Below are 22429 nucleotides of genomic sequence, written 5' to 3'. Positions count from 1 at the left end.
GGTTCGATAGTCAATGTACTTTGTTGTTATAAAGGTACGAAAATTCACGACAACAACAATCATTGCTTTCGGAATTTACTTGCCACCATTCTCGTAAATAATGAAAATAGACACAATTGCGAACTATCTTTTCTAAATGTCCACGAATAAATTTTAACTTGAAGAAGAGTTACTAGATAAACTTTATCAACACTATCATTTCCTTGGAATGGATGCCTTTTTTATTGGCGGGAATGGCAGTTCTTTTATATATAATGTATCCGCTGTTCTTAAAATTCTGGATTAAGACAAGTCCTATAGCCTTTTGGAATTGCAATAGAAAAGTAGAGACATTTTAGGCAGCTTCTGTTTTATTTTTCATCATCACCTGTTCCATCTGGATGGAGGGTTTGGTAATCGAGTGCAGAATGTCTTCTTTTTCTGTTGTACCACACCTCGATGTAATCGAATATCTCAAGTTTTGCCTGTGTCCTGGTTTTAAATTTTCTGTGATATACCATTTCCGTTTTCAACGTCTTGAAGAAGCTTTCTGCAATTAACCTATGGTACAGATACGATAAGTGTATTGGTTAATAGTGGGCCACTTTCTACGATCCAGTCTTCTTTTAAGGATTTTAATAAAGGCTACATATATGAATGTAAGATACCTTGGAAAGTTCTTGGGATCACGCCCAAGGCAGGAACCCAATTTGGGCTTGAGCTGAATGTGATAGATAATGATGATGAAGCATTTATGCCTGGGGCTATGGCTCGAAAAAAGAGCCTACTGACATGGGCAGATCAGACGCGCAGAAATCCACTGACAGACAAATCAGTATATGGCAGGGTTACCCTCCAATAAAAAACAGCTTTGTGCATTATTTTATTCTACCACTTTCATTCTCGAGGGCTGAATCTCTAGTGCGCTGAGTTTTCGAGGCACCACTGCTGAATCGATAAGTAAAACTAAGCCTGACCTGTCTTGATTCATAGTACCCATAGCTTGTCGAGACAAAGCCAGGAAAGCTTTGGGTATATCTGCTCTTATTGCCTTTGTAGATATCATTGACTGCAAATCTTAGTGTTGCCTTATCCTTAATAAAAGTCTTTTGAAGACCAAGATCCACCTGACTGACTGCTCTGCTAAAATTATTTGCTCCGCTCAACCTGTTGGAATTATAACTGGCAGACACCTCAGCTTTCATCTTAAATGGCAGTTGAAATGACTGCTGCAAGGTTACTCGCCCTGCCAATTGTTGCAGATCGAGATTCCTGTACTGATCAAACGAAACATTATTTTGAATGTAATAAAGCAAGCCGTTGAAAGTAATATCCCACCATGGCTTTGGCGTAAGATTTTGTGTCAATGACAAAGACCAGTGTTTTTGAGTTCCTACATTCCTGCTTATCATTACAATTTTTTCTATATCTACAGTGTCTGTAACCCTAGCGTTGAACTCATCTGTATAAGCGAAATTCAGAGACACTACCGTGGAATTTTTAAACGAATACAGCAAGGTCAAACGCTGTGTCAACTCCGGATTTAAGAAGGGGTTACCTTGCCAAAAGGACAATTCATCAAGGAGGTAGACAAAAGGGTTCAAATCCTGATAGGCTGGTCTTTCAATCCGTCTACCATAAGAAAAAGAAACATTATGGTTCTCCTTGGGCTTTACGGTGACTGCAAAAAAAGGAAACAGGTTGGTAAAATTCCGTTTAATCGTGTTATCCAGTTCCATATCATTTTCCCTATAAAAAAGAAGACCTTTAGAATCGGATATTTCCATCCGTAATCCTGCTTGAAAGGACCAGTTTTGTACTGTCTGTTTATAGTCCACATAGGCACTCGATATGCGTTCATTAAATTGAAAACTATTTGAACGCTGATTGTCAAGACTATCCAATCCCTTATCAACATGATAAAACCGGGAATCATTCACAGAGTTAACGACCGAATACTTTATGCCCGATTCGAATTTTCCCTGCCATAGATTCGCTGAATAGTCGATCTTCACTCCTTTTAAGTTGATATCTATCCCATTGAGTGTGCGGTACAGACTCTGGCTAATAAGTGTTTCTTGATTATCTCTATAGATATTCGATTGAAGATTCTTATTCCATTTATCAAAAAAACCGTAATCAGCATCTATATTCAAAACATGCCCAAGAGTATCTTCATATTTGTAATTCAAATTAAAGTTGTAACGACTGGTACCCTGTCCATAATAGTCATTTACTGCCTCCAGAGACTCATCAATCACAGATGAAGGCAAGGTTCTAATATCGGTTTTGGTATCAGTAATACCGCCCCCAAAAATAAAATTGCCATTTACCATAAGACCGATGGTGTTTTTATCATTAATAAAATAATCCATTCCTACCTGGCTAGACATTTTTTGGCGTTTGTCTATATCATCAGTATGGCTGTCATAGGATTTTCCATTCTGTTCACGGTTGGTTCCATACAGATAATTGTAATTGCCAAGTGTATGGCTGTAGTTACCGAATAGGTTTATCTTGTTAATCCGGTAACCAAAAGTAAAATTCTGATTCTGCTTTGGACTGACACCATAAGCGACCCCGCTGGTAATGGTTCCACTGACGCCCTTTGTCTGATTCTTTTTTGTTTTGATATTTATTATACCAGCAGAACCGGTTGCATCAAATTTAGCCGTTGGGCTATTAATTATCTCTATTGACTGGAGATTGTTGGAAGAAAGTGACTTCAGGAGATCGGTGAGCTCTGTGCCGGAGAGAAAAGTTTGCCTTCCATCCAATAAAATCTGTACGCCACTTTTGCCATTTAGGGTAATGCTATTTTCATTTTCAACGTATACCCCCGGTGCTCGCTTCAAAGCCTCCAAAGCTGACACATCCTGTCCTCCAATTGTGTTGGCAACATTATAGGTAATGGTTCCTCCGTTAATTTCTAGAATTTTTGCTTTTGCTTTGATCTCTACCTCTTTGAGACTATTTTCTAAAATTGAAAGACTGATGGTGTTAAAATTGACATCATCTAATACAAAAAAAGGAGATTGATAATCTTCGTATCCTAGGTATTTTACTTTTATTGAATATCTACCTGGTGCCTCATACCGAAAACTGAATTTGCCGACACTATCTGTGACAGCGCTGAGAACCACCTTTTGATCAATATCATGCAGCATGACCGTCGCCAAAGGGATAGGTTCCATTTCATCATCCACAACTTTCCCAGAAATATTTTTGACAATGTTCTGAGCAAAAAGACTTGAGAACATAAAGAAAACTGCCCCAAATAATAAAAATCGAAACGTAATAGATGACGCCATAGGCTCGCTTATAATGAAGATATAAAAAACAATTGAGGTTCCGGAAAATTTTAGTATTAGACAGAATTAACGCATTAAATTCAATAAACATGTGATAATTGAACAGTTAAATCGAACTATCGAAACAATCCTCCAAACTAACAACTGACTGACCATATACCACTTACGAGTTTAAGATAAAGCCAGAGTATTCGATTGCTTAAACTCGATTTGAGTCTATAGTTGTTGTTAGTACACTTCATGTTGGCTTGATTACTGCATCCAAAATCCTAAGGATAAATCAGATACTTACTTCTCATTTTCTTATACTCTTCCAGACCGGGTTCCCAACTTTTACGAATTTCATCCTCAGTAAGTCCAGCAACAATCTGTTCCCTCAATACGTCTCCACCTGCCAACTTCTCAAATACAACGATTTCTTTACTCTGCTTGGAATCAAAAAAAATCTTCTTATCAGGATAATTGTTATACATTTCTATCAACCAGGAAAGGTCTATTTTCTTAGCTTCTCTTAACTTTTTCAAATCCACCTGTCTCAGATCTAGACCAAAGCACTCCTGTCCCATAAAAATTGGAGTTGCACTCATTTCTTTAATACTTACCGGCGTAAATGAAAAGTCATAGATTCCCTTCAATGCCGGACTACCGATGACGGTAAAAGGAAATTTGGTGCCGCGCCCTTCACTAAGCACCGTTCCTTCAAATAAGCAAGTTGACGGATACAGCAGAACGGCCTGATAGGTATTTATATTCGGGGACATGTCCACTGGTGGAACGTATTCCATATCATGACTGTAGTTCAAAACTGGAATAATTTTTATTTTGCACTTAATGCCATTCGCCAACCAACCTTCTCCATTGATCATTTGAGCATATTCCCCAACTGTCATCCCATGCACAATTGGAACAGGATGCATTCCGATACCTGATTTAAAAGCCATATCTAATATAGGTCCATCCACAAAATAACCATTCGGGTTTGGCCTGTCAAGAATTAAAAGCTCTACATCGTTCTCAGCACAAGCTTCCATAACCCGATGCATCGTTGCGATATAAGTGAAGTACCGTACTCCGATATCCTGTATATCAAAAATCATTAAATCGACATCAGCCAACATCTCTTTTGTAGGCTTATTTGTCTTTCCATACAATGAAACGATTTTAACACCAGTGGACGGGTCGATAGCATCAGCAACTTTCACGCCGGCACCAACATCTCCACGGAATCCATGCTCAGGTCCAAATACCTTCACAATGTTAACACCAAGTGAAACAAGACTATCCACACTTGACCTGTCTCCTATCCTTGAAGTAGGATTAACCACCATACCAATACTTTTACCTTTAAGATAGCTTAAATATTCAGAGGTCCGATCAGCGCCTGTGCGTATTTGTGAAATAGCAGCATTAGAAAGTAGCAGGAACGCAAAAAGAAAGAAAGCAAATTTATTTTTTTTCATAATTTATTATAATTAGTATCACTGATCGTTTTATCTCAAAATTCCGGTGAAATTACTTCTATTCAATGCATTGCAACCACATATATTCCAAAGAAGTCTGATAAACAGCTCATTAAATCACGGCATTAAACTAGGAATAAAAAATAAAATAGACAAGAAAACGCATAATATATTTACTAAACCCGCAAAAACAAGCACAAACACGAAAAAATATACTTTAAAAATTAAACTCAGCGATTTTCAAATCGATTGCAAATCAAGTACTATTAATCCTTAATAAAATAACAATTGCCCAAAAACAAAAAAATGCAACGTCACGATAAAGAACAACCATAGGTGGTCAATAGAGAAGGCATATCGTAGAGCATTGTGTACAAATAAAGAAGATCGCTCAAAAGATTCACTTAGTGGATATTCTGACCCGAATCAAGGCTGCTCAGTAAAAAGGAGACGGAAATCTTCCTCTCTCTTTTAAGAAAATCATTTATCGGTGAATAATCTATTTGGGAACCAAATACTATGTTCATGTCTTCAACTTTTCGAACTACCCTAGAAGTCAAATCAATACGTTTGAGAAAGTCAAGACACTTGTTTTCTCGTTCAGGAATTAAAAACATAGCAAATTGCTTATTGAACTTAATTGAAAACAGCAAACCGTGATACATACAGGTAAAAATGAAATCAGCATTCTTCACATAGCCCATCCAACTGAATGGTGAAGGAGAAATAATATTTAGGTCCGCCCAATCGAATTTCTTACCAATAGATACTGTTTTCAATCCCTTATTCCTGCTCAACACCTTCATATTTTCCAAAGTCCGATCATCAGGTAGAAGACCGTCAGAATAAAAAAGAATATAATTTCTAATTCCTTAACTTCTGTATCAAAATTGTAAATAAGTGTTGGATCTAAAACAAGCGTTGGTGTATTGTGGTTCAAGGATTCAGCAAATTTAAAGGTATTCATATCTCTAACGCCTAAACGATGAAAATTTTTCATTAACTGCATGATAATTCTTGGATGTTGCCTATCATAATTGTCGGGACCCATACTCGCAGCATAGGATACGATGCGCTTTGCAGAAAGCTGATCAGAAAAATAATGGAGTTTCTACATTTGACTGGAGACTTTTCGGGTAGAATTTTTAACTTTAAAAGTCAGTAGTTATTATGGAAAAAACACCAAAAGTATTTGATGAGCAATTTAAGCGGATGGCGACCGCGTTATCCTATGCGAAAGGCAGCATCAGGGCTGCAGCGGATGAGTTGGATATGGATCCGTCGCTTCTATCGAAAGGGCGGCGTGATCCGCGGTTCAATGACGCCTATGCCCGCCCTTGGCACCGGCAAATGCGACCTCGGGTGACCTTGAGGGTGAGATGAATGTTTCCGGCGATGCAACGGTCAGTGTAATCATGAACAAAATTATGGGTTATAAGTTAAAACCGGTACCGCAAAACTTGTGAAGACTATAAGCAAACCTAGTCAATGCTAAAAGGTACTAAGCGCTAACCATTTTGTAGTTCATTCTGAATCTCTATTCTTTTTCACTTTCAACCGTTGCAATCTTTCGCTTGCCACCTCTGCCTGCTCTTTGGATTGCCTTGCTGCCTCCTCGGCTTTGGTGAGAGCAATCAACCGGTCCTCCTCTTGCTCTATCCAGGCCTCCAGTTTCTTGGGGTTATCATGGTATACCGAATCCACATCCAAAAACACGTTTGGATAGAGCAATTTGACCGCTCGTATTTTAACGTCACTGTTGTGCAAAGACGAATTATTCCGCCAAAGCTGAATGCTGGCAAAAAGAGAGAAAACCACAACAAGAAACAGAGTAACACCAGCGATAATATAGGGTCGCTGATTTCCGGTAATCCGATGCTCTACATCGATTTTCATCTTCTGCGGCATCTCTTTTATGAGCGTTTCCTGTATCCCCTGTCGTTCGATCAGAGTGGCAACTAGATTGCGATTGAAGGAAATGTTATTATGCATAGACTCTTTGAATTCTATAAGGGTATCATCCTTTAGAAGATGCCCCAATTGTCTGCTGATATGCTCAAGTTCCGCTGAGTAGTCTTTATCTTCACCCGTTTCCGGCTTCTGCTGTTCGATCCGGTGCAATTGTTCGTTCATATGCACCAATATATCCTGCTGGTCTTTCAAGATGGTCTGTATTTCCTGTTCTTTCATTTTTTTCTATTTATCTACTGATACCCCGTGACTGTGTGTTTTTCCGTTTTTTCCTTTTCCGTCGACGCTTTTCTGCATCATCCAAAGAATCAGGTTCCGGTGCGGTATATTCTGGTTGGAGCAGAATATCGAGGAGACCGGAACCATGTGATGCATCGTGGTGGTGCTGCTGTCCCGTGTTCACACCCAGTACCTCCCTGATCTGTTTGGCAAGAAAATCTCTTTTAGGTGTTGGAGCCAACTGCATTTCCAAGCGATTGTTTTCTTTTAACTGCCGGTCGATTCCGTTGTAGCTGAATTTGCGGTCAATTGCCGAACCTTTGAATTTCACCCCATCCTTTTCAAAGGAAACACCCTGCACATCCTTTGTTCCGCTACGATATTTGTAGTGGATGTTGATGTCTTTTTCCCTTAGCGAAGTTTCCACCTGTTTCCAGGATTTGGCCTTTGCCAACGTGGATTTCAATGCATCGTGTATGGCATAGCGTATTCGAGCATTACCGCGTAAAGCCTGCCGGTTTACCTGTGCCTTGCCTTTACCGAAATGGTAGCCGTACCGCTCGGTCATTTCCCGGCATATCTTTCTGCTCTTGTGCCAATGGTTGAAGTTGTCAAGGGTTTTGCCGTTGTTGTCAACACGGTTGTATACAATATGCAGGTGGGGGTGTTGTTTGTCCGTGTGCAGCACCGTCAGGTATTGCGTATCCTTGATGCCCATTTTATTCATATACTCCTTTGCGTGCTCAACCATCTTTTCGACGGTCAATTTATCTCGGTCCTCATTACTCCAACTGAGTGCAGTATGTCCGACGGCATTGCTAAGCTGTGGGCGGAGTTTTCGCTGAGCATTCAGATCAGCAATGATGGCTTTGATGTCATAATCCCTTACGCCGGATGAATCCAGTACGATGGACTGCTCCCGTTCTAAGAGGTAACGGACACAACCACCAAAGCTTTTCCCTGTGATTACCTTAGCGATCATCCCTTCCGATCCTTTCCATAAGTTCTTCCACCGTCGTCAATAACCTGCGCAGATCCGCCATCAGCGATACAAGTCCGTTCGTGTGTGCCAGTTTGGTCAATTGGTTGAGGTTATTGGCCATACCGGACAGAGTCCGTAGGTGTTTAGTTTCCTCTTTTGAAAGCCTCTGTCTTATCACAGCAACTTTGGCGGCACAGCGAAACCATTCGCTCATCGGCATTCCAGCATCATTAGCTTTGCTTACAATTGCCAATCGCTCGGTCGGGGTCATCCGAACGACCAGCGATCCGCTTCGGGTAATGGCTTTTCTCGGTCGTCCAGGTTTACGCTTTTGGGTAAAGATCTCTTTTTCCTTTAACGGTTCTTTCATTGTCCCCCCTCCGCTTGTTTACTAATTGCGACCAACGGGAGTATCTGCCGTTCCCCGCTCCACAGAGCGTGGAAGAACGATTTTTTGCATCGCAAAAAAATAAACTTGCTCCTTACAGATGGCATAGGAAAAGTGCTTTGGGAAAGATGTCTCCGGTCGGTGGCTTTGTTCTCAAGATTCATCGCTTCCCCCTTCCATCAATTTTTGGATATCCTCATACCGGTAATACATCAGACCGCCGATCTTGGTAAAGGGCAGGGTCTCATTTATCCGTAGGTTCTGCAACGTACCGGCAGAGATACCAAGCATTTTCCGCACTTCATAACTTTTCAGCCATGTCCTTGGTTCATCGCCATGCTTTCTTGGATGTGGATTGTGTTTCCTGATTTCCTCCAACAGATCTTTTTTGAATTGGTCAAGATCTGCTCTTGTAATAAGCTCAACATTCATTTTGTCCTCCTTTGTTTAGTTAAATAATATGTTATCCACGACTTGGAAACATTGCATACATATCCGGTCGCTTTAGGTACAAAGGAACAGTCTAAAGCTATTCAGAGGATGACCATTGTGGGCGTTTGGTCAGTTTTGAATGAATGCGTTTGGGCTTTTACAATCAATGACAATAAGGATGACCGATCCTTAATGCCTTTTTTAACAAGGTCTAATCTTCTACGGGTAAAATCTTAAAAATCTTTTCCTTTTCTCGTATTGGACGATACTTTGAACTGGGACTTTCTTTGTTTGAGGTGAACCTACTTCTTATCGTTTCCATGTTGATTTCCTCATCGCCGTGCTGGAAATATTTGCATATAATTTTCACCCATACGCTTTCAGTAGATGCACTCAAAAGTCGGATACCATCCTTCTGCGGCAATCTGAGTTCAGGCAATTGATGAACAATATCGATGAAAGCATTCAAATGTCCTTTTGTTATTCTGACCTTATATTCGGTCTCGTATTTTTTCAGCTTGTCGAGCTCTTCTTCCTTTTCAGCAAGTTTCTTTTTCAAAGAAGCTATCTCCGAATCATACCTCGTAATGGTGATGTCCACAGGGTCCCGGTATCCAGAAGGGCTGATGGAAATGAGGTAGTCACGGAATATTCGCAGGCATTTTAGGTTGATCCGATTCTGTGCATGTTTTTTTGAAAATGATGATTCTTTTCGGATGGCTTCAATGTGATCTGCTACGATCTCCCTCACGTGTCCATAAAACTCTTCCTCCGTGCATTTCCCTGTACGGATTGCATGTTCTTTATGGTACTCATAATAAGCCCCTTGTTCCTTATTGCCGATTTCATATAATTGGGCCAGGAAATGATTATCATCATAGTGGTTCCAAAAACCCACGGGGCTGCCTATATCATATCGGTGTTCTCTTCGTCTGAAAGGTCTGCGTGTCTTGAAATAGGTATCTCTCATGGTACATCTCTTTTTGAACATGTAAATAAAAAAGAGACAGTCAAAATGCGACTGTCTCTTACAAACTTACTTAATCCAGCGGCTTTTAAGCTGACTTATGTAACAACATATAATTAATTAGATATCGCTTGAGCCCATTGAGCCCTTTATTAGCCGATTATTAGCCCTTTCCGCCCTTTATTAGCCCTTTATATTCCTATCAAGGGTGTAGTGAGTGCCTCTTCCTGTAGTGCCTGTCTTATTTATTAGCCCTTTGCCTACAAGATCTTGCAAGTCGAGTGTTGCTCCCGGTTTGCTTATATTCGTAATTTCCTGATACAAACGATTGGTAATACTACCATGCTCCTTAATGTACAAGATCGCCTTAACCTGCCTATCTTTTATATCCAGTTTGCGCAAATACTCCTCTGTATAGATATCCTTTAAGAACACAACGCTAAGGCCTCCTTGATTTTCCTCAATAGTAGGCTCAGGTAGTCCAGCTTGTTTACAGGCCTCAATGATATCATTGGTTCCACGTCCCCAAGCTTCAACATATCCAGCCTTGAAAAATACACCGGCAATATTCCTGTTCCGAGGATAAGAGGAATGCTCTTGTTTCAATTCTTCAACGGTCAGTTCTTCCGGTAAAGTGCCTGGGTTCCATAAATGAAGGCGGTCATCGTAAACACGAAGAAAGACCCATGTACTCGAATAATCTTTATGGATGATCGCGTTCAATACAGCCTCACGCAAAGCAGACTCGGGGTATTCCAATGGTTCCATCCGTTCTAAACCTTTATAGGAAATCGGTCGGATAAGGTAACGGTCTTTTAATTTCTCCATAACCTTTTCGATCATGGTCAGCAGATTGGTCTCGATGACATCCTGAAACAGCAGGTCGCTGGAACTTTTGCCAAATCTCCCGATCTTAAAACTGGTCGTCGGGGAAAGAGCATAAGGCCGTTTCCCAAAAAGCAATATGGCAGCATGGGTCAACTCGCCGTCCTTTGTGAGCAGGTTCAAACGTTTCATAAGCAACAGAATATCTTCTTCACCAGCTGATGGAGGGATACGATCTTTACTGATGGCCTTCTTTAGGAATGACTGTATGGTTTCCTTATCCAGATCATCGACTGTAGCACCAGCGACGGGAATATCTTCCCAACTTTTTCCACTTTTTTTCAATAACCAATTATGCAATGCCGTTCCTTTCAGCTCCTGTTTAGTACTCCCACTACGGTAATGGTGTACACCGTGATAGGAAATGGGTACCGTGCTCTGCGGCACGATGATCTCCACATAATGCTTATCTTCCTCCCTATGAAGGTTGATGTCCACCACCAACCCCAATTGCTGAACGATCTTATTTGGTAAGTCATCCATGAGTTTTTTGTAGTCACCTACCCCAGTGACCGTTCCTTTATCATCAATACCAATGTAGATACGACCTCCTTGCGCATTGGCAAAACCACATATCCATTTCAGGTATTCGTCACGCCATGACTCTTTGTATTCTATATTTTGTTGTTCCGGCATATCTTTCTATCGTATCGTTAACAAAAATACATTTTTTAGTGGCTTATCTACAACGTGTCCGCCAATCGTTCCTGCAATCTGCTCATGTCCTCGCTCAATTTCGTCTCCACCACTTTGGCATAGATCTGCGTAGTACGGATGCTGGTATGTCCCAACATTTTTGAGACGCTTTCGATCGGCACACCGTTACTCAAGGTAACCGTGGTGGCAAAGGTATGACGGGCGATGTGAAACGTCAGATCCTTGCTGATACCGCAGATCTCTGCAATCTCTTTTAGGTAACCGTTCATCCGTTGATTGGTAATAACAGGAAATACCGTACCGTTGCTGACCGCTCTCGGGTCATCGCTGTATTTTTCCATCAAGGCTCTCGCTTTTGGCAATAACGGAACCCGCACACGGGTTTCTGTTTTTGCCCGGCTCATGGAAATCCAGAGGTTTCCGTCAATTCCGGTAACAATGTGATCAGGTGTAAGTTCGGAAAGATCGATATACGCCAATCCGGTATAGCAGCTGAAAAGGAACATGTCCAGTACGTGTTGCAGACGCTCGATCCTGAACTGCTTCTTTTCAAGCGAATCAAGCTCCCCTTTAGTAAGGCATTCCCGTTCTACCTTGTCGAAACGTTTCCGGAACTTGGCAAAAGGGTCTTTTGGCAGCCAGTCCACCATAACAGCCATGTTCACCATCTTTCGCAACCGTTCAATATGCTTCATGACACCATTATTATTCAACGGTCTATGGTAATCTTTAGGTTTATAGGTGCGCAGGTAGCTTTCGAAATCAGCAATAAATGTATAATTCAGTTCAGATAGGGCTATATCAGTCCGGCTGCACTTTTCTTTCAGGAAATTTTTGATATAGTTTTGCGTGGTATAGTAGTTCTTCATCGTGCCGAAAGCAAGTCTGTTCCCCTGTTCCTTATTATGGTATTCGATCAGTCCCACGAGCGTCGGTCCCGATTGGGCTGTACCCATGACACGATCTCGGATCCCCGGACCATCGATCGGCGAATCGGCCAATACCATCTGCTGATAGGTGTCGATGATCTTGGCCTTGAAACGGTCGAGAAACCTGTTGAGTTCCGCTGCTTCCTGCCGGCTACCTTTTGCCATTCCTTTTTTAACATCCCATTGGGAGGCGGAAACGGAGCGTTTCACCGAAATCTCCGTACGTTTTCCGTTTACGGTTATCCTGGCGCAAATAGGTGCCTTACCCTGTGCCGATGTCTTTTGTTTTTTGAGGTAAAAGATTACTCCAAATGTGCAATTCTGTGTTTTCATATCAACTATTTTAAAGGTTGCATGTCCATGATTTGGGTTCATTTATGAACATTTGGGACCAATGGGTCCCAGAAAAAAACCAGAACAGGGTACCAAATGGCTACAAAGAGCACCAAAACAAACGATAACAATTAACTGACTTACAGATTTTTAACCCACTTTCTGGGACCCAAAGATAGGTAACGACAATGGGTAACCGAATAGGTCCCATTTTCTTTGGCTTTACTTGAACAAATTGGGGTAACTAAAAAAGAAAAACCCCTTAAATCATACGATTTAAGGGGTTTTGACTGCCTTTGGAGGCTTTTCCGTCGGGGTGGCAGGACGCCGCTGCCATACTCTAAATCACTTATCATCAATTAATTACAAGATCAATCCAAACCAAGGTCACCTTTTAGTTCTCAACCGTTTGGAAAGTTAAAGATAACGCATCTTGTTGATACTTGAAAATCATTTCCACCTTATCTCCCCATCGTTAGTTGACTGTTTTCAAATTTCGTAAAGCTCGAAAAGGCTAGACCTTTTTAAAACAAAAATTAGACATTTTAATCCTAACCTATGCTAATATCCTTAATGATATTAGCATAGGTTTTTCCTACTTTACAAATGATCTATCGACTATTTCTACTTATTTCTATTTAACACGCTAATCACTAATCGTTTTACGATTTCCATCTCTTCCGGTTTACTTGAAGCGATAAAAAGCGTTAAACTAGCTAACGTGTCGTTATTGATTATAAGTTTTTGCTGAGCATTAAAAAGCATATTATTTTGCTGCAAAAACTTCAGAAAACAAGCTGCTGCTATTCGTTTATTACCATCTACAAAAGAATGGTTTTTGACGATTAAATATAAAAGCATAGTTGCTTTTTCTTCCAAAGATGGATAAAAGTCGTCCTCTCCAAAGCCTTTTTTTATTTGATTTAAAGAACCTTGAAAACTATCATCTTTTTCTTTTCCAAACACTGCTGAATCAAACTCAACTACCATTTCATAGATGAGGTTCTGATACTCTTCTAAACTTGGATATACTGCTTCTTTTTGGGTTAATCCTTCCACATCTAATTGTTCATGGTCGTAATCATCCAGTAAACTTAATCCTTTGGCAAAAATACTAAGCCATGAGTTTTCTCCCGCTTTTTCCTCAATAGCTCTACCTAATATTTGAATGCCATTTTTTAAAATCTGTACTTCTTGTTCTTTCTGGGCTAAACGTTTTTCGTTAATGGCATAGCCTTTGACCAAGTATTCTTTTAAAACGTCATTTGCCCAAATACGGAATTGAGTACCTCGCTTTGAGTTAACTCGGTAACCTACAGATATGATAACATCTAAATTATAATGATCAATATTTCTATTAACAAGCCTTTTACCTTCTTGGCGAACTATCCGGAAATTCCGGATAGTTGAATCCGACAAAAGCTCCCCTGACGAATAGATATTTTGTATGTGTTCACTTATGGTACGAACATCTTTATGAAACAATTCTGCCATTTGTGCCTGTGTAAGCCAAACAGTACCTTGCTCTAACTGTACTTCAATTTGAGTAGAACCATCAGTCGCTTCATAAATTTCTATTTGACTTGTTGTTGCCATATTTAGATTCTTTTTTACTTCTCTCACACATTAAATTGAGTACAAATGACATTAGTTACCCTCCTTAACTTAAATATTGGAAAGTTACTAATATTTCAATATATCGGCACAATCTCATGTTTTATGCCAAAATTTTGGAAGTGTAATTTTCTAATTCAACTAATCTATTCCTTCGTCTTGCATATCGTTTCAATTTACTACGGTTTATGTTATACTTTTCGAAAGCCGATTTAAAAACATGATCCAGCTCATTCTGTTGGGAAGCAAAAGATCTCTTTCAATCAGGATATCTACCAGTAATTTTTCTAGGGAAGCGATATGCATTCCTTGATCGTTAACGTTAATTGGGGCTTCAGAAACGAGCTGCTTGACAATAATGACTTCGTCATAACTTGAAATGTATAATTCAAAAATATCACGGTCTGGATTCAAATAAGTCATGCTATCCAAATCTGAGAAGGAATTGAATACTGATTCCATCACCTCTTTTTCTGTTTCAACAACAATATAATTTTTAAATAGCTGGTGCACCATAAATTCATTAAACCATTTGCTTTCCCATAAGCAGAACTGGATAAAAGGGAACTCTTGAATAAGCTTATTATTTATCTGATTTACTATATTAGATATTTCTGGTTTAAACTCTGTCTTCGATTTTAAGGAATATAATCCTCTGGAGACATGTGAAATGTTCCCTTTGGTTTTCATATCATGTATCCTCCATGAAATAGTTTTTTTGTCTTGAAAGCCGCTTCCATAATACTCAATCTCTTCTAAGTTCCAAACGATCGTTTGAATGATGCAGCAAGAACTTCCCCTTTTCTTAATAGATGACAAAAAATGGCTTTTCTTAAATTTATACTATTCTTAATCAATACACTCTCACACAAATTTCCCCCTCCAGTATACTCTTGAAGTTTTACAGTCTCAGCATCAATAAATGTTTTATAGTCTTCCCATTATACACATACTCAGTCATCGATGTTTTATATTGATCCATTTGCTCTTTCAACAATTGAAGCCCATATTCTTTGACCAAATCAAAAAAATGGATATAACTATTGCCATTTTTAAGTTCTCTTAATAATAATAATGGTGCTACATCCTCTAAAAGATACCAGCCAAAACCATTTTCTATCTTTCTCTCACACCATTTTATCAGCCATTCTCTTTTTGAATACACTTCAAAGGAACGGACAAAGCCTTTATTTGTAGCATCTCTAAAATAACTATCCCTCTCTTTATTTAGAAGATCCTTATCTCCAAGTAATATAAAATCTCCGTCCTCATAAATTGGAAATTGAGGAGCACATAGCTTTAGCTTATGTCTTGTGGTTTCATAATTCCCTTGGTGATTGCGTCAAGAAAGGATCAGACGTTGAATATCGGGAGGAAAAAGCCAAGATCTTAATTTTTTATGAGCACTTACATTTAAGAATCATGTAAATTATATTACTTGACATCCTGAGCAAAATACTGTGTTGACTAAATCCTTCTATTACCCAGCAGTAGTCGAACAAGGTTATTTATTGTTCCCTAGTGTCATGGCCAGAAAAAAGTAAATTTAGTTAATGAATTAGTCAATATCTCAGACATTATGTACCTTGGTTTTTTATACAAAAAAAATATAACTAGAATAGGATCGGGGTTTATAAAATTTACGTTTTGCCTACAATTCATGACTCTATTGTCTTGACGACAAAAAGTATGCTTTAGATCATCCCTTCATCTGCAAATGAGAAATAACTGTCATTAGTAATGATAATATGATCTAACACTCGTATATCCAAATAATTTCCAGCTGTTGTTATTTTCTTCGTTAGCTCAATATCCTGTGGACTGGGTTTTAGATTTCCAGAGGGGTGATTGTGACTGAGCACGATTGAGCTAGCACATGCTTTCAAAGCAACGGCAAAAATGAGTTTGGGATCTGCTACTGTTCCTGAAATTCCACCTGATGATACCTGAAATATTCCGATCACTTTATTAGCTCTATTCAGTAAAATAATTTTGAACTGTTCAAGCATCTGAATTTTTCCCAAGTCCCAATTGTTATAAAGAACATCAAATGCGTCCTTTGAACTTGATATCTGCGGTCTTTCATTTGCTCTAAATTTTGGTTGATAACTTAGGTTGATTTCTGAAACCTGATACAATGAAATTTGATTTTTTGAAATAGCCATAATCTTGGAATCTAAAAGTTAAAAAATTAATTATGACATTTCCACAGCCTCAACTCTGCACCAAGGGCAATATGGAGATTTTAAAAATGCGGAGGCTCCCTGAAAGGGAAACCCATTTTTCAAATACGATATTGGCGACAGCGAATCCGAATGCAGAATTGAAGGCTAACTTTGTGGAAATAATTGATGAGAAACTATGTAGTTGTAGTAATTATAAAATCACAACCGGATTCTATAATTGTGTTGATAAGGGTGAAACTTCTACGGAATGCTAATTTGAGGCTTTCCTCGAAGGGAGGATAAATCTGTTTTTAACATACTAACAACTAGCTAAAGATCTTCATCAATAAGATTAGATTTTCTGAGAATGCGTTCTATCAAAATGAAAAAAAGGCAAAATCCAACTCAATATCTAATGTGCCTCTTTTTTTATTGCTTATTAACCGATCGAGTTCGAAAATTCATCTATTCCCTCGCGTTACATAATTAGCTTAGGGAAAAGCAAAAAACTGGAGTTACGGCTCTTTCTGATAATAAGGCACTTAAATGGTTGAGTATGATAGTCTTTCCTGTAGTCGAAAAAGGAATATTTTTATTTTTTTTATAAAAGATTTGAATCGGCTGGACAATAGAAAAATTCACTATTATAAAAAAAGGAGACGACAATTGTTTGCCATCTCCTCCATTGCCTAAAAAATAGAATTTTATTACTACTTTTTGCTTCCTTTAGAATCAGAACGATTGCTCCGAATATGAGGAGCAACAGTGATTTTCTTTCCGTTCACAACTTTGGTGTGCTCCGGGATTCTGTTGAACTTACGCCCTTCTGCATCTTTTGCCATTATATATACCTCCTTTCCTTTTTTAATTTATGCCCATACAACCTTACCCTCTCGAACAAAAAAGTGACTTTTACATCCCACTATGCGATTTACAGATGGGCGGATAGTTATGATATTTTTTTTGTTGATTGAATATGACCAGCAGGGGGATTCTTCTTCCATCAAGTTCATGTGCAATATATTCTTGCATCCGCAAGGGCACAGCATGACCAATTGCCAATAAAAGCCTTCTTGCCCTATTATGTATACTGCCTTTGTGGCAAGTGTGATCGGTGTGTCCTCGACAAACTTATATTTATAGGGCTTCTCGGTATTGAAAAGCCTTATAAACCAGTTAAACAGCTTCTTTAACATTACAATGATATTGATCCCAACAAGGGCACGGTGTCCCCTTTGCCTGTTTGTTTACAGAAATAGCCGCATGTATCAGTCGTTTCCTCCATGTAAGACACTCCATTTGAGATACCGATTCGTACCGTTTCAGACTCTGAGTTGGGGTCGTTTCTATAGGGATGTATCCTTGCTAACAACTCATTAATAGCCGTTGCTGCTATCTGTGTGTTGACACTGATAACAGCAGGGTTGGATTCTCCGGCCTTAGCTAGATACCCGTTCCTCTCGTATTCCTCAGGATCAACCCTTAGGATACTTTCAGCCCGTAAGCGCTCCGGATCATATACTTCTCGACTCAATAAGCTAGAGCCATGAGGCTGCACATAATGTACCGTGCCATTGATGGAGTCGATCCCCCCCTTGCCGTCAGCGTCAAACCTTACCCCTAAATCAAATAGTGGAACAAGGTAGTATGACGAGATTAAGTTAAGGAAATGTCTTCCTTCGATACTGTCCACACATCCAAAAAGAATATCGCAATCGGCAAGTTCTTTTACTACATCAACATTGACAATGTTGCTTTGGAAAACAATGGTACGTGTGCCTATTCCAATGCTATCAATTGTACGTTGCATTACTTGCACTTTTGCCATTTTTTGGACAGCGTCTTGTTTGGTAGAGCCGGTGATTCTATTGAGGTTCACGGTGTCGATATGGTCAGGATCTACTAAGACTAATGTTCCGACCCCTAGCCTAGTAAGCATCTCGATGGTCGGGCTCCCTGTTCCAGAGCATCCTACTACACCTATTTTAAGGTTGTTGAGTAATGCTGTAGTGCCTTTACCAAAGGCCTGTAAGTTACGCGTTTGAGCACCATGCTCAATAAAGGAATTACCTATGTCATAATTCCATTTGATAATATCGCTTCCGGCAACGGTTATCTCATGTGCAACGTCTGTGGACATGTCGTTGAAGAAGAATCTTCCAAAGAGTCGCCCATCGGGCAACATAATACAGCTTGCATGTGGCATATCGTCATCAAGCCAAGCGTGGATGCTCGTAAACAATGTGTGATCTGATTCGTCATCCAGTACGGAAAACTGTTCAAAATGCACCGGATGGCAGTGCATTTTGATGATAGCGAGAGATTGATCCGCGGCTTTTTCAATAAGCGGATTTATAAAATCTGTAGGCCAATGCACGATATCCCCACGTCTTTCGAAACATACATCGTACGGTACAGGAACAATGTCTTGTACCAATAGCGTATGGTTATTGCCGTGGATAGACCTGCCACAGATTGCAATAGCCACCGCTTCTAAACCATCTCCCGGGAACAAGTGGGATTTGAGCTGTTCATAGTGACTGCCGGATATTTTTATTCTATTCATAACGAAGTCTACTTTTTTAAATCGTTGATTAACCAGTTATCGACTAGGCAAAGGTGCGTTGCAATACAATCGACACCAGGAGTCCATTGACCTGCTTGTCTGTGCCGGGACCACCTTTGGAACGTCCTACCATCTATCCCCTGATTTGTTATAGCTCCTATCCGCCTGTTGTTCGATTTGGATAATGCAGGGTAGAAATAAGCCATGTCAATCTGTGTAGCGGGATAGGTCGGAGGGATCATCAATGCTACATCAGCTTTACGGATGTTGTACCCCTCAGGGATTGGGTAATCGTAAATGATTACCCAATGAGCTCCCAAGGTGATTGTCTCCCATTCAAGGCCCATTTTTTTCAATGTTTCCACATCTTCAGCCGGCAGGAGGAACTGTTTACGCACACCCATGCCTTCGGTTTGCTCCTTCGGTTGTAGCACGAACCTGACTAGGCACAGCTCTAATAAATCGACCTTTTCCCCTATAGCTATTTTCACTGGTTTTGGATTTTTGCTTAGGAACTTGTACACATCATACTTTACGTTTGGTTTACCGCCCAACTCGATAAGTTTTTCTTGGGAGATGTACCGACCATGTATGATGTGATATTGCTTGTCGATTTTGATTTGGTAGCTTCGAGCAGGAGGTACGGATCTACACACCTTACCATACTCCTCGATATTGATCAATTTTTCCCATACTCTGGATTCGAACTCCATTCCTTTGCAATCCATTTTGATGGATTCGTCAGGATTCCAAGCATAATCGATTTCATCATTTGTCGTTCTAAGGACAAGGTAATGTGAGTTCGGGTCAATATCTGCCTTTAGTAGAATATCATTTGCGGACAGTTGTTTTTTGTCCGTCATTTCATGCTCTCCGTCGACGGTGTAGACAAAAGTGTCAGCATCTTTTGTGATGAACCGCTCGATACCGGGATTGCTTAGGTTTATGGTATCATCTGGGCTAACTTTCTCGAAGTCACACCCCTTCAATTTTTGGTACAGGGAATAGCACCTTGTATCGACTATCCCTACAATATTAAGGAGTTCGGTTCCTGTTACTTTCGTCCTGAATGAACGGTATTTCTCTTCGTTCAAGGTAAAGTAATATGCATTCTTGAAGAAGAATTTCTCTATTCCAGGGCGTGCGAGGTTTACGTCTGTCTCATTTGAGATAGGTTCGTCTTCCCACGGTTCTTTGATGGCAAGAAACAAGTCGGATTCGGGTGGAGCCCCTACTTTTTCTTTCACCTCTAAGCCTGTAATATATTGCTGTGACCATTCGAATTGCTGGTCTTCTATAATTAATTTCAAATTTTTCATTTCCTTATTTTTTTAAAAAAACATAAACTAGTTTTTGTTAATTAATCGATTGCTGTGTATATCATTTCAACAGCCGTCAGCTATGCTGACTGTATAGAATCTTACTCTGCGACCATTATGTTTTATAGTGTTCAACATTCAGGCACGAGTGTTACTTTAACTGTAACAATTCTAAATAAATCAAGAAGGGCTTTGGAAAATTCAATTAAAGGGAGTATTTTTGGTTTCCACAGTAAAAATCTAGGCCTTGCAACGGCCTAGCCCTTTAAATGATTAAAGCCAGGTTGATTTATTATAAGCCTGGTTTTTTTTATTATTTTTTTTCTCTGTTTATATTCATCCTAAGTTTTTTAATATGGTTTATTATCTAAACCATACAAAGATAGTCTAAAAAACCAAATAATCAACTTCCCATTTTGTATTCACACTAACTTTAAGTAGTAAAAATTGTTTATAACACAAACATTTACTACTTAAACACCTTATTATCAGGGTATAAAATATTTCATATTTTATTTTACAAAAAGATATTGTGTTTAAAACTTTTTTAACATATGTTTGTTTTTATATATACATTGTTTATATTTAAAATATATTATTACTTTTGCACTCCCGAAGAAAGGAGGGGTTTATGAATAGCGAAGAACAATTTTATATTGAATTAGGAGCTAAGATTGCCTCGATTAGGAATGATAAAAACATCAATCAGGAGGTTTTGGCTGAATTCCTAAAGTTGTCTAGATCGTCAGTTGCAAATATCGAAAAGGGACGTCAAAGACCCGGTATAATAACACTCGCCTTAATAGCAAATTTTTTAAAGGTGGGCGTATCTGATTTAATACCGGGGATCAACAAAATAGACATTAGCGACCTACGCCTTCGAGGCGCAGATATACAAGAAGAAGATCATGCTCAAAAAGAATCCTTAAACAACTTTTTACAAGCATTAAGGAGAGACAAATAATTACTAATAAACTTTAAACGTTTAAAAAAACATATGGCTATTTCACAGAAGGCAGATAGTATTACTAAGTCATTTATCAACGAAGTTTTTAGCAACAAAAGCAATCTTGACTTGCCTATAAACATTGAAAGTGTTGTTAAAAGTTTAGGAATTGATTTAGTCAATTACACATTTGATGATGATATTTCAGGTGTCCTAGTCTTAAATGACCCTCAACCAACAATTGGAGTGAATCAAGCTCATTCTAAAGTCCGCAAAAGATTCACTATTGCTCATGAACTGGGGCATTATATTCTTCATAAAGATCAAGGGAATATGTTTATGGACAAGGTGTTGTTTCGGAAAAGCTCCGAAGGTTATACCGTGAAAGATGAAAAGCTAGAACGCGAAGCAAATCATTTTGCTGCCAATCTTTTAATGCCAGCCGATCTTATTAAAGGTTATTTAGCGAAAAACGAGATAGACTTTTATGAGGATTCAGACATTAAAAGGATGGCTGAGGATTTTGGAGTCAGCTCTTCGGCGATGACCTACCGGTTGATCAATTTGAGATTGGTTGATTTTAGGTAGTAATTTCAAACCTACCATCAAAATATTTACAGTTTTTTGCTCGATTTTTAGTATCCAGTGAGAAAGATATAATTTTAAGCTGCAAGAGGTTTTAAGAAAATATCTAAAGGTCATGTATTCTCCCAAAAAGGGATTACCTTCGGCATTCTCTCGAAGATAAGCTTGTATTTCAAGGCCTTTTAATTTGCCTTGTAGATAACCATTCGGTAGCTGATTTTAGAGTATGTTCGCCAATTGGTCTCCATCAGAGCTTCCATCAGAATCTTTTTTAGTCTGCGCTTACTCTCTGTCGCTTTTCGGTTGGAGCTTTCCTGTAGAGATTAATTCTAGTTTCTTACAAGCATCTAATAAAGTGATATCCTTTAAACCAACTAAATCGTCTTCGGTTGAATAAGCATCTCTTATTTTACCATCCACTGCTGCGTCATAAAGAATGTCCAAACCGTAAGTTATAGCCTTACCACGCAATGCTATCGTAACCTCGTTCCATATCGAATTTAATGCATAATCGAATAATCCCAACCCTGCGTCTACAGCATATTTAGATAACTACCTAGCGTCACGTTTAACTTCTTCAGGCAAAGTCTCTAAATAGCTTTGCAGATTTTGATTTATAATCCGCCTCTCGGCGTCGTCAGCAATAATATTATCAGATGGTAATCCAAGTTTATCAAGGAAATCAACAATTGAAGAAGTAGTTATTTGACTTATTTGAGCA

The 22429-nt window shown here is 39.2% G+C and carries 20 protein-coding genes and 3 pseudogenes; 4 read left to right on the top strand and 19 right to left on the bottom strand.

Translation table 11 applies throughout. The features are described 5' to 3' along the window. Positions 1-350: 350 nt before the first annotated feature. A pseudogene (locus D3P12_RS07105) lies at positions 351-533 on the bottom strand (IS3 family transposase); the annotation flags it as partial. A 32-nt stretch (positions 534-565) separates the two neighbouring features. Between D3P12_RS07105 and D3P12_RS07100 the strand changes: the two are divergent. After that, positions 566-841, top strand: a complete 276-nt coding sequence (locus tag D3P12_RS07100) for a sugar-binding protein (RefSeq protein WP_157970279.1) — start codon at positions 566-568, stop codon at positions 839-841. A 16-nt stretch (positions 842-857) separates the two neighbouring features. Here D3P12_RS07100 and D3P12_RS07095 read toward each other — a convergent pair whose 3' ends face one another. The 14 genes and pseudogenes from D3P12_RS07095 to D3P12_RS07015 form a co-directional block, all read right to left on the bottom strand. Beyond that, entirely contained in the window at positions 858-3290 is a 2433-nt protein-coding gene (locus D3P12_RS07095) for a TonB-dependent receptor (protein ID WP_118194325.1), read from the bottom strand. Positions 3291-3559: 269 nt separating this feature from the next. After that, the gene (locus tag D3P12_RS07090; protein WP_118194324.1) at positions 3560-4750 is read right to left on the bottom strand and encodes an exo-beta-N-acetylmuramidase NamZ family protein; all 1191 of its coding nucleotides are present in this window, start codon (positions 4748-4750) and stop codon (positions 3560-3562) included. A gap of 404 nt (positions 4751-5154) precedes the next feature. Further along, complete coding sequence (locus D3P12_RS07085; protein WP_118194323.1) at positions 5155-5556, bottom strand: polysaccharide pyruvyl transferase family protein; 402 nt, start codon at positions 5554-5556, stop codon at positions 5155-5157. After that, positions 5553-5825, bottom strand: a pseudogene (locus D3P12_RS07080) (polysaccharide pyruvyl transferase family protein); the annotation flags it as partial. The pseudogene D3P12_RS07080 and the gene D3P12_RS07085, both read right to left, overlap by 4 nt. 449 nt (positions 5826-6274) lie before the next feature. Next, positions 6275-6940, bottom strand: a complete 666-nt coding sequence (locus D3P12_RS07070) for a hypothetical protein (protein WP_118194320.1) — start codon at positions 6938-6940, stop codon at positions 6275-6277. A 10-nt stretch (positions 6941-6950) separates the two neighbouring features. Next, positions 6951-7922: a relaxase/mobilization nuclease domain-containing protein gene (locus D3P12_RS07065; protein WP_118194319.1), complete on the bottom strand. Its 972-nt coding sequence runs from the start codon at positions 7920-7922 to the stop codon at positions 6951-6953. After that, positions 7912-8193: a plasmid mobilization protein gene (locus tag D3P12_RS07060; RefSeq protein WP_157970278.1), complete on the bottom strand. Its 282-nt coding sequence runs from the start codon at positions 8191-8193 to the stop codon at positions 7912-7914. The genes D3P12_RS07065 and D3P12_RS07060 overlap by 11 nt, the downstream gene beginning before the upstream one ends. A gap of 270 nt (positions 8194-8463) precedes the next feature. After that, positions 8464-8742 (bottom strand): helix-turn-helix domain-containing protein, encoded by a 279-nt coding sequence (locus D3P12_RS07050; RefSeq protein WP_118194316.1) that lies wholly within the window; start codon positions 8740-8742, stop codon positions 8464-8466. 211 nt (positions 8743-8953) lie between these two features. Next, complete coding sequence (locus tag D3P12_RS07045; protein ID WP_118194315.1) at positions 8954-9712, bottom strand: hypothetical protein; 759 nt, start codon at positions 9710-9712, stop codon at positions 8954-8956. Between the two features lie 180 nt (positions 9713-9892). Further along, positions 9893-11230 carry an ATP-binding protein gene (locus D3P12_RS07040; protein WP_118194314.1) on the bottom strand — a complete coding sequence of 446 codons (1338 nt, stop codon included), beginning with the start codon at positions 11228-11230 and terminating at the stop codon, positions 9893-9895. Between the two features lie 47 nt (positions 11231-11277). Beyond that, positions 11278-12513, bottom strand: coding sequence for a site-specific integrase (locus D3P12_RS07035; RefSeq protein ID WP_118197014.1), 1236 nt, complete (start codon positions 12511-12513; stop codon positions 11278-11280). 624 nt (positions 12514-13137) lie between these two features. After that, positions 13138-14109 carry a virulence protein RhuM/Fic/DOC family protein gene (gene rhuM, locus D3P12_RS07030; protein WP_118194313.1) on the bottom strand — a complete coding sequence of 324 codons (972 nt, stop codon included), beginning with the start codon at positions 14107-14109 and terminating at the stop codon, positions 13138-13140. Positions 14110-14230: 121 nt separating this feature from the next. Then, a pseudogene (locus D3P12_RS07025) lies at positions 14231-14817 on the bottom strand (DUF6577 family protein). 1004 nt (positions 14818-15821) lie between these two features. Further along, entirely contained in the window at positions 15822-16292 is a 471-nt protein-coding gene (locus D3P12_RS07015; RefSeq protein WP_118194310.1) for a JAB domain-containing protein, read from the bottom strand. Positions 16293-16324: 32 nt separating this feature from the next. Here D3P12_RS07015 and D3P12_RS15330 point away from each other — a divergent pair, with 32 nt between their 5' ends. Then, positions 16325-16567 carry a hypothetical protein gene (locus D3P12_RS15330; RefSeq protein WP_157970277.1) on the top strand — a complete coding sequence of 81 codons (243 nt, stop codon included), beginning with the start codon at positions 16325-16327 and terminating at the stop codon, positions 16565-16567. 594 nt (positions 16568-17161) lie between these two features. On the opposite strand, the gene D3P12_RS15730 is transcribed toward D3P12_RS15330, so the two are convergent. The 3 genes from D3P12_RS15730 to D3P12_RS07000 form a co-directional block, all read right to left on the bottom strand. Next, positions 17162-17341 (bottom strand): DUF6527 family protein, encoded by a 180-nt coding sequence (locus D3P12_RS15730; RefSeq protein ID WP_394341525.1) that lies wholly within the window; start codon positions 17339-17341, stop codon positions 17162-17164. A gap of 146 nt (positions 17342-17487) precedes the next feature. Next, entirely contained in the window at positions 17488-18858 is a 1371-nt protein-coding gene (locus D3P12_RS07005; protein ID WP_118194308.1) for a ThiF family adenylyltransferase, read from the bottom strand. An 8-nt stretch (positions 18859-18866) separates the two neighbouring features. Then, positions 18867-20177, bottom strand: a complete 1311-nt coding sequence (locus tag D3P12_RS07000; RefSeq protein ID WP_118194307.1) for a multiubiquitin domain-containing protein — start codon at positions 20175-20177, stop codon at positions 18867-18869. A gap of 631 nt (positions 20178-20808) precedes the next feature. Between D3P12_RS07000 and D3P12_RS06995 the strand changes: the two genes are divergently transcribed. After that, positions 20809-21141 carry a helix-turn-helix domain-containing protein gene (locus D3P12_RS06995; RefSeq protein WP_118194306.1) on the top strand — a complete coding sequence of 111 codons (333 nt, stop codon included), beginning with the start codon at positions 20809-20811 and terminating at the stop codon, positions 21139-21141. 33 nt (positions 21142-21174) lie between these two features. Continuing rightward, positions 21175-21711, top strand: a complete 537-nt coding sequence (locus D3P12_RS06990) for an ImmA/IrrE family metallo-endopeptidase (RefSeq protein ID WP_118194305.1) — start codon at positions 21175-21177, stop codon at positions 21709-21711. 279 nt (positions 21712-21990) lie between these two features. Here D3P12_RS06990 and D3P12_RS06985 read toward each other — a convergent pair whose 3' ends face one another. Then, positions 21991-22233: a hypothetical protein gene (locus D3P12_RS06985; protein WP_118194304.1), complete on the bottom strand. Its 243-nt coding sequence runs from the start codon at positions 22231-22233 to the stop codon at positions 21991-21993. Positions 22234-22429: the final 196 nt, after the last annotated feature.

Origin of the sequence: Pedobacter indicus (assembly GCF_003449035.1) — a bacterium.
GTDB classification, from domain to species: domain Bacteria; phylum Bacteroidota; class Bacteroidia; order Sphingobacteriales; family Sphingobacteriaceae; genus Albibacterium; species Albibacterium indicum.
Note: the sequence above shows the minus strand (reverse complement) of the source record. Positions and strands in the feature narration are given on the sequence as shown.

Coding starts and splice junctions, on each gene's coding strand:
- D3P12_RS07015 (WP_118194310.1), bottom strand. CDS start 16,292: ATGGCTATTTCAAAAAATCAAATTTCATTGTATCAGGTTTCAGAAATC.
- D3P12_RS07005 (WP_118194308.1), bottom strand. CDS start 18,858: ATGAATAGAATAAAAATATCCGGCAGTCACTATGAACAGCTCAAATCC.
- D3P12_RS15730 (WP_394341525.1), bottom strand. CDS start 17,341: ATGCTGTGCCCTTGCGGATGCAAGAATATATTGCACATGAACTTGATG.
- D3P12_RS07045 (WP_118194315.1), bottom strand. CDS start 9,712: ATGAGAGATACCTATTTCAAGACACGCAGACCTTTCAGACGAAGAGAA.
- D3P12_RS07040 (WP_118194314.1), bottom strand. CDS start 11,230: ATGCCGGAACAACAAAATATAGAATACAAAGAGTCATGGCGTGACGAA.
- D3P12_RS15330 (WP_157970277.1), top strand. CDS start 16,325: ATGACATTTCCACAGCCTCAACTCTGCACCAAGGGCAATATGGAGATT.
- D3P12_RS06990 (WP_118194305.1), top strand. CDS start 21,175: ATGGCTATTTCACAGAAGGCAGATAGTATTACTAAGTCATTTATCAAC.
- D3P12_RS06995 (WP_118194306.1), top strand. CDS start 20,809: ATGAATAGCGAAGAACAATTTTATATTGAATTAGGAGCTAAGATTGCC.
- D3P12_RS07060 (WP_157970278.1), bottom strand. CDS start 8,193: ATGACCCCGACCGAGCGATTGGCAATTGTAAGCAAAGCTAATGATGCT.
- D3P12_RS07050 (WP_118194316.1), bottom strand. CDS start 8,742: ATGAATGTTGAGCTTATTACAAGAGCAGATCTTGACCAATTCAAAAAA.
- D3P12_RS07070 (WP_118194320.1), bottom strand. CDS start 6,940: ATGAAAGAACAGGAAATACAGACCATCTTGAAAGACCAGCAGGATATA.
- D3P12_RS07000 (WP_118194307.1), bottom strand. CDS start 20,177: ATGAAAAATTTGAAATTAATTATAGAAGACCAGCAATTCGAATGGTCA.
- rhuM (WP_118194313.1), bottom strand. CDS start 14,109: ATGGCAACAACAAGTCAAATAGAAATTTATGAAGCGACTGATGGTTCT.
- D3P12_RS07095 (WP_118194325.1), bottom strand. CDS start 3,290: ATGGCGTCATCTATTACGTTTCGATTTTTATTATTTGGGGCAGTTTTC.
- D3P12_RS07065 (WP_118194319.1), bottom strand. CDS start 7,922: ATGATCGCTAAGGTAATCACAGGGAAAAGCTTTGGTGGTTGTGTCCGT.
- D3P12_RS07090 (WP_118194324.1), bottom strand. CDS start 4,750: ATGAAAAAAAATAAATTTGCTTTCTTTCTTTTTGCGTTCCTGCTACTT.
- D3P12_RS07085 (WP_118194323.1), bottom strand. CDS start 5,556: ATGAAGGTGTTGAGCAGGAATAAGGGATTGAAAACAGTATCTATTGGT.
- D3P12_RS07035 (WP_118197014.1), bottom strand. CDS start 12,513: ATGAAAACACAGAATTGCACATTTGGAGTAATCTTTTACCTCAAAAAA.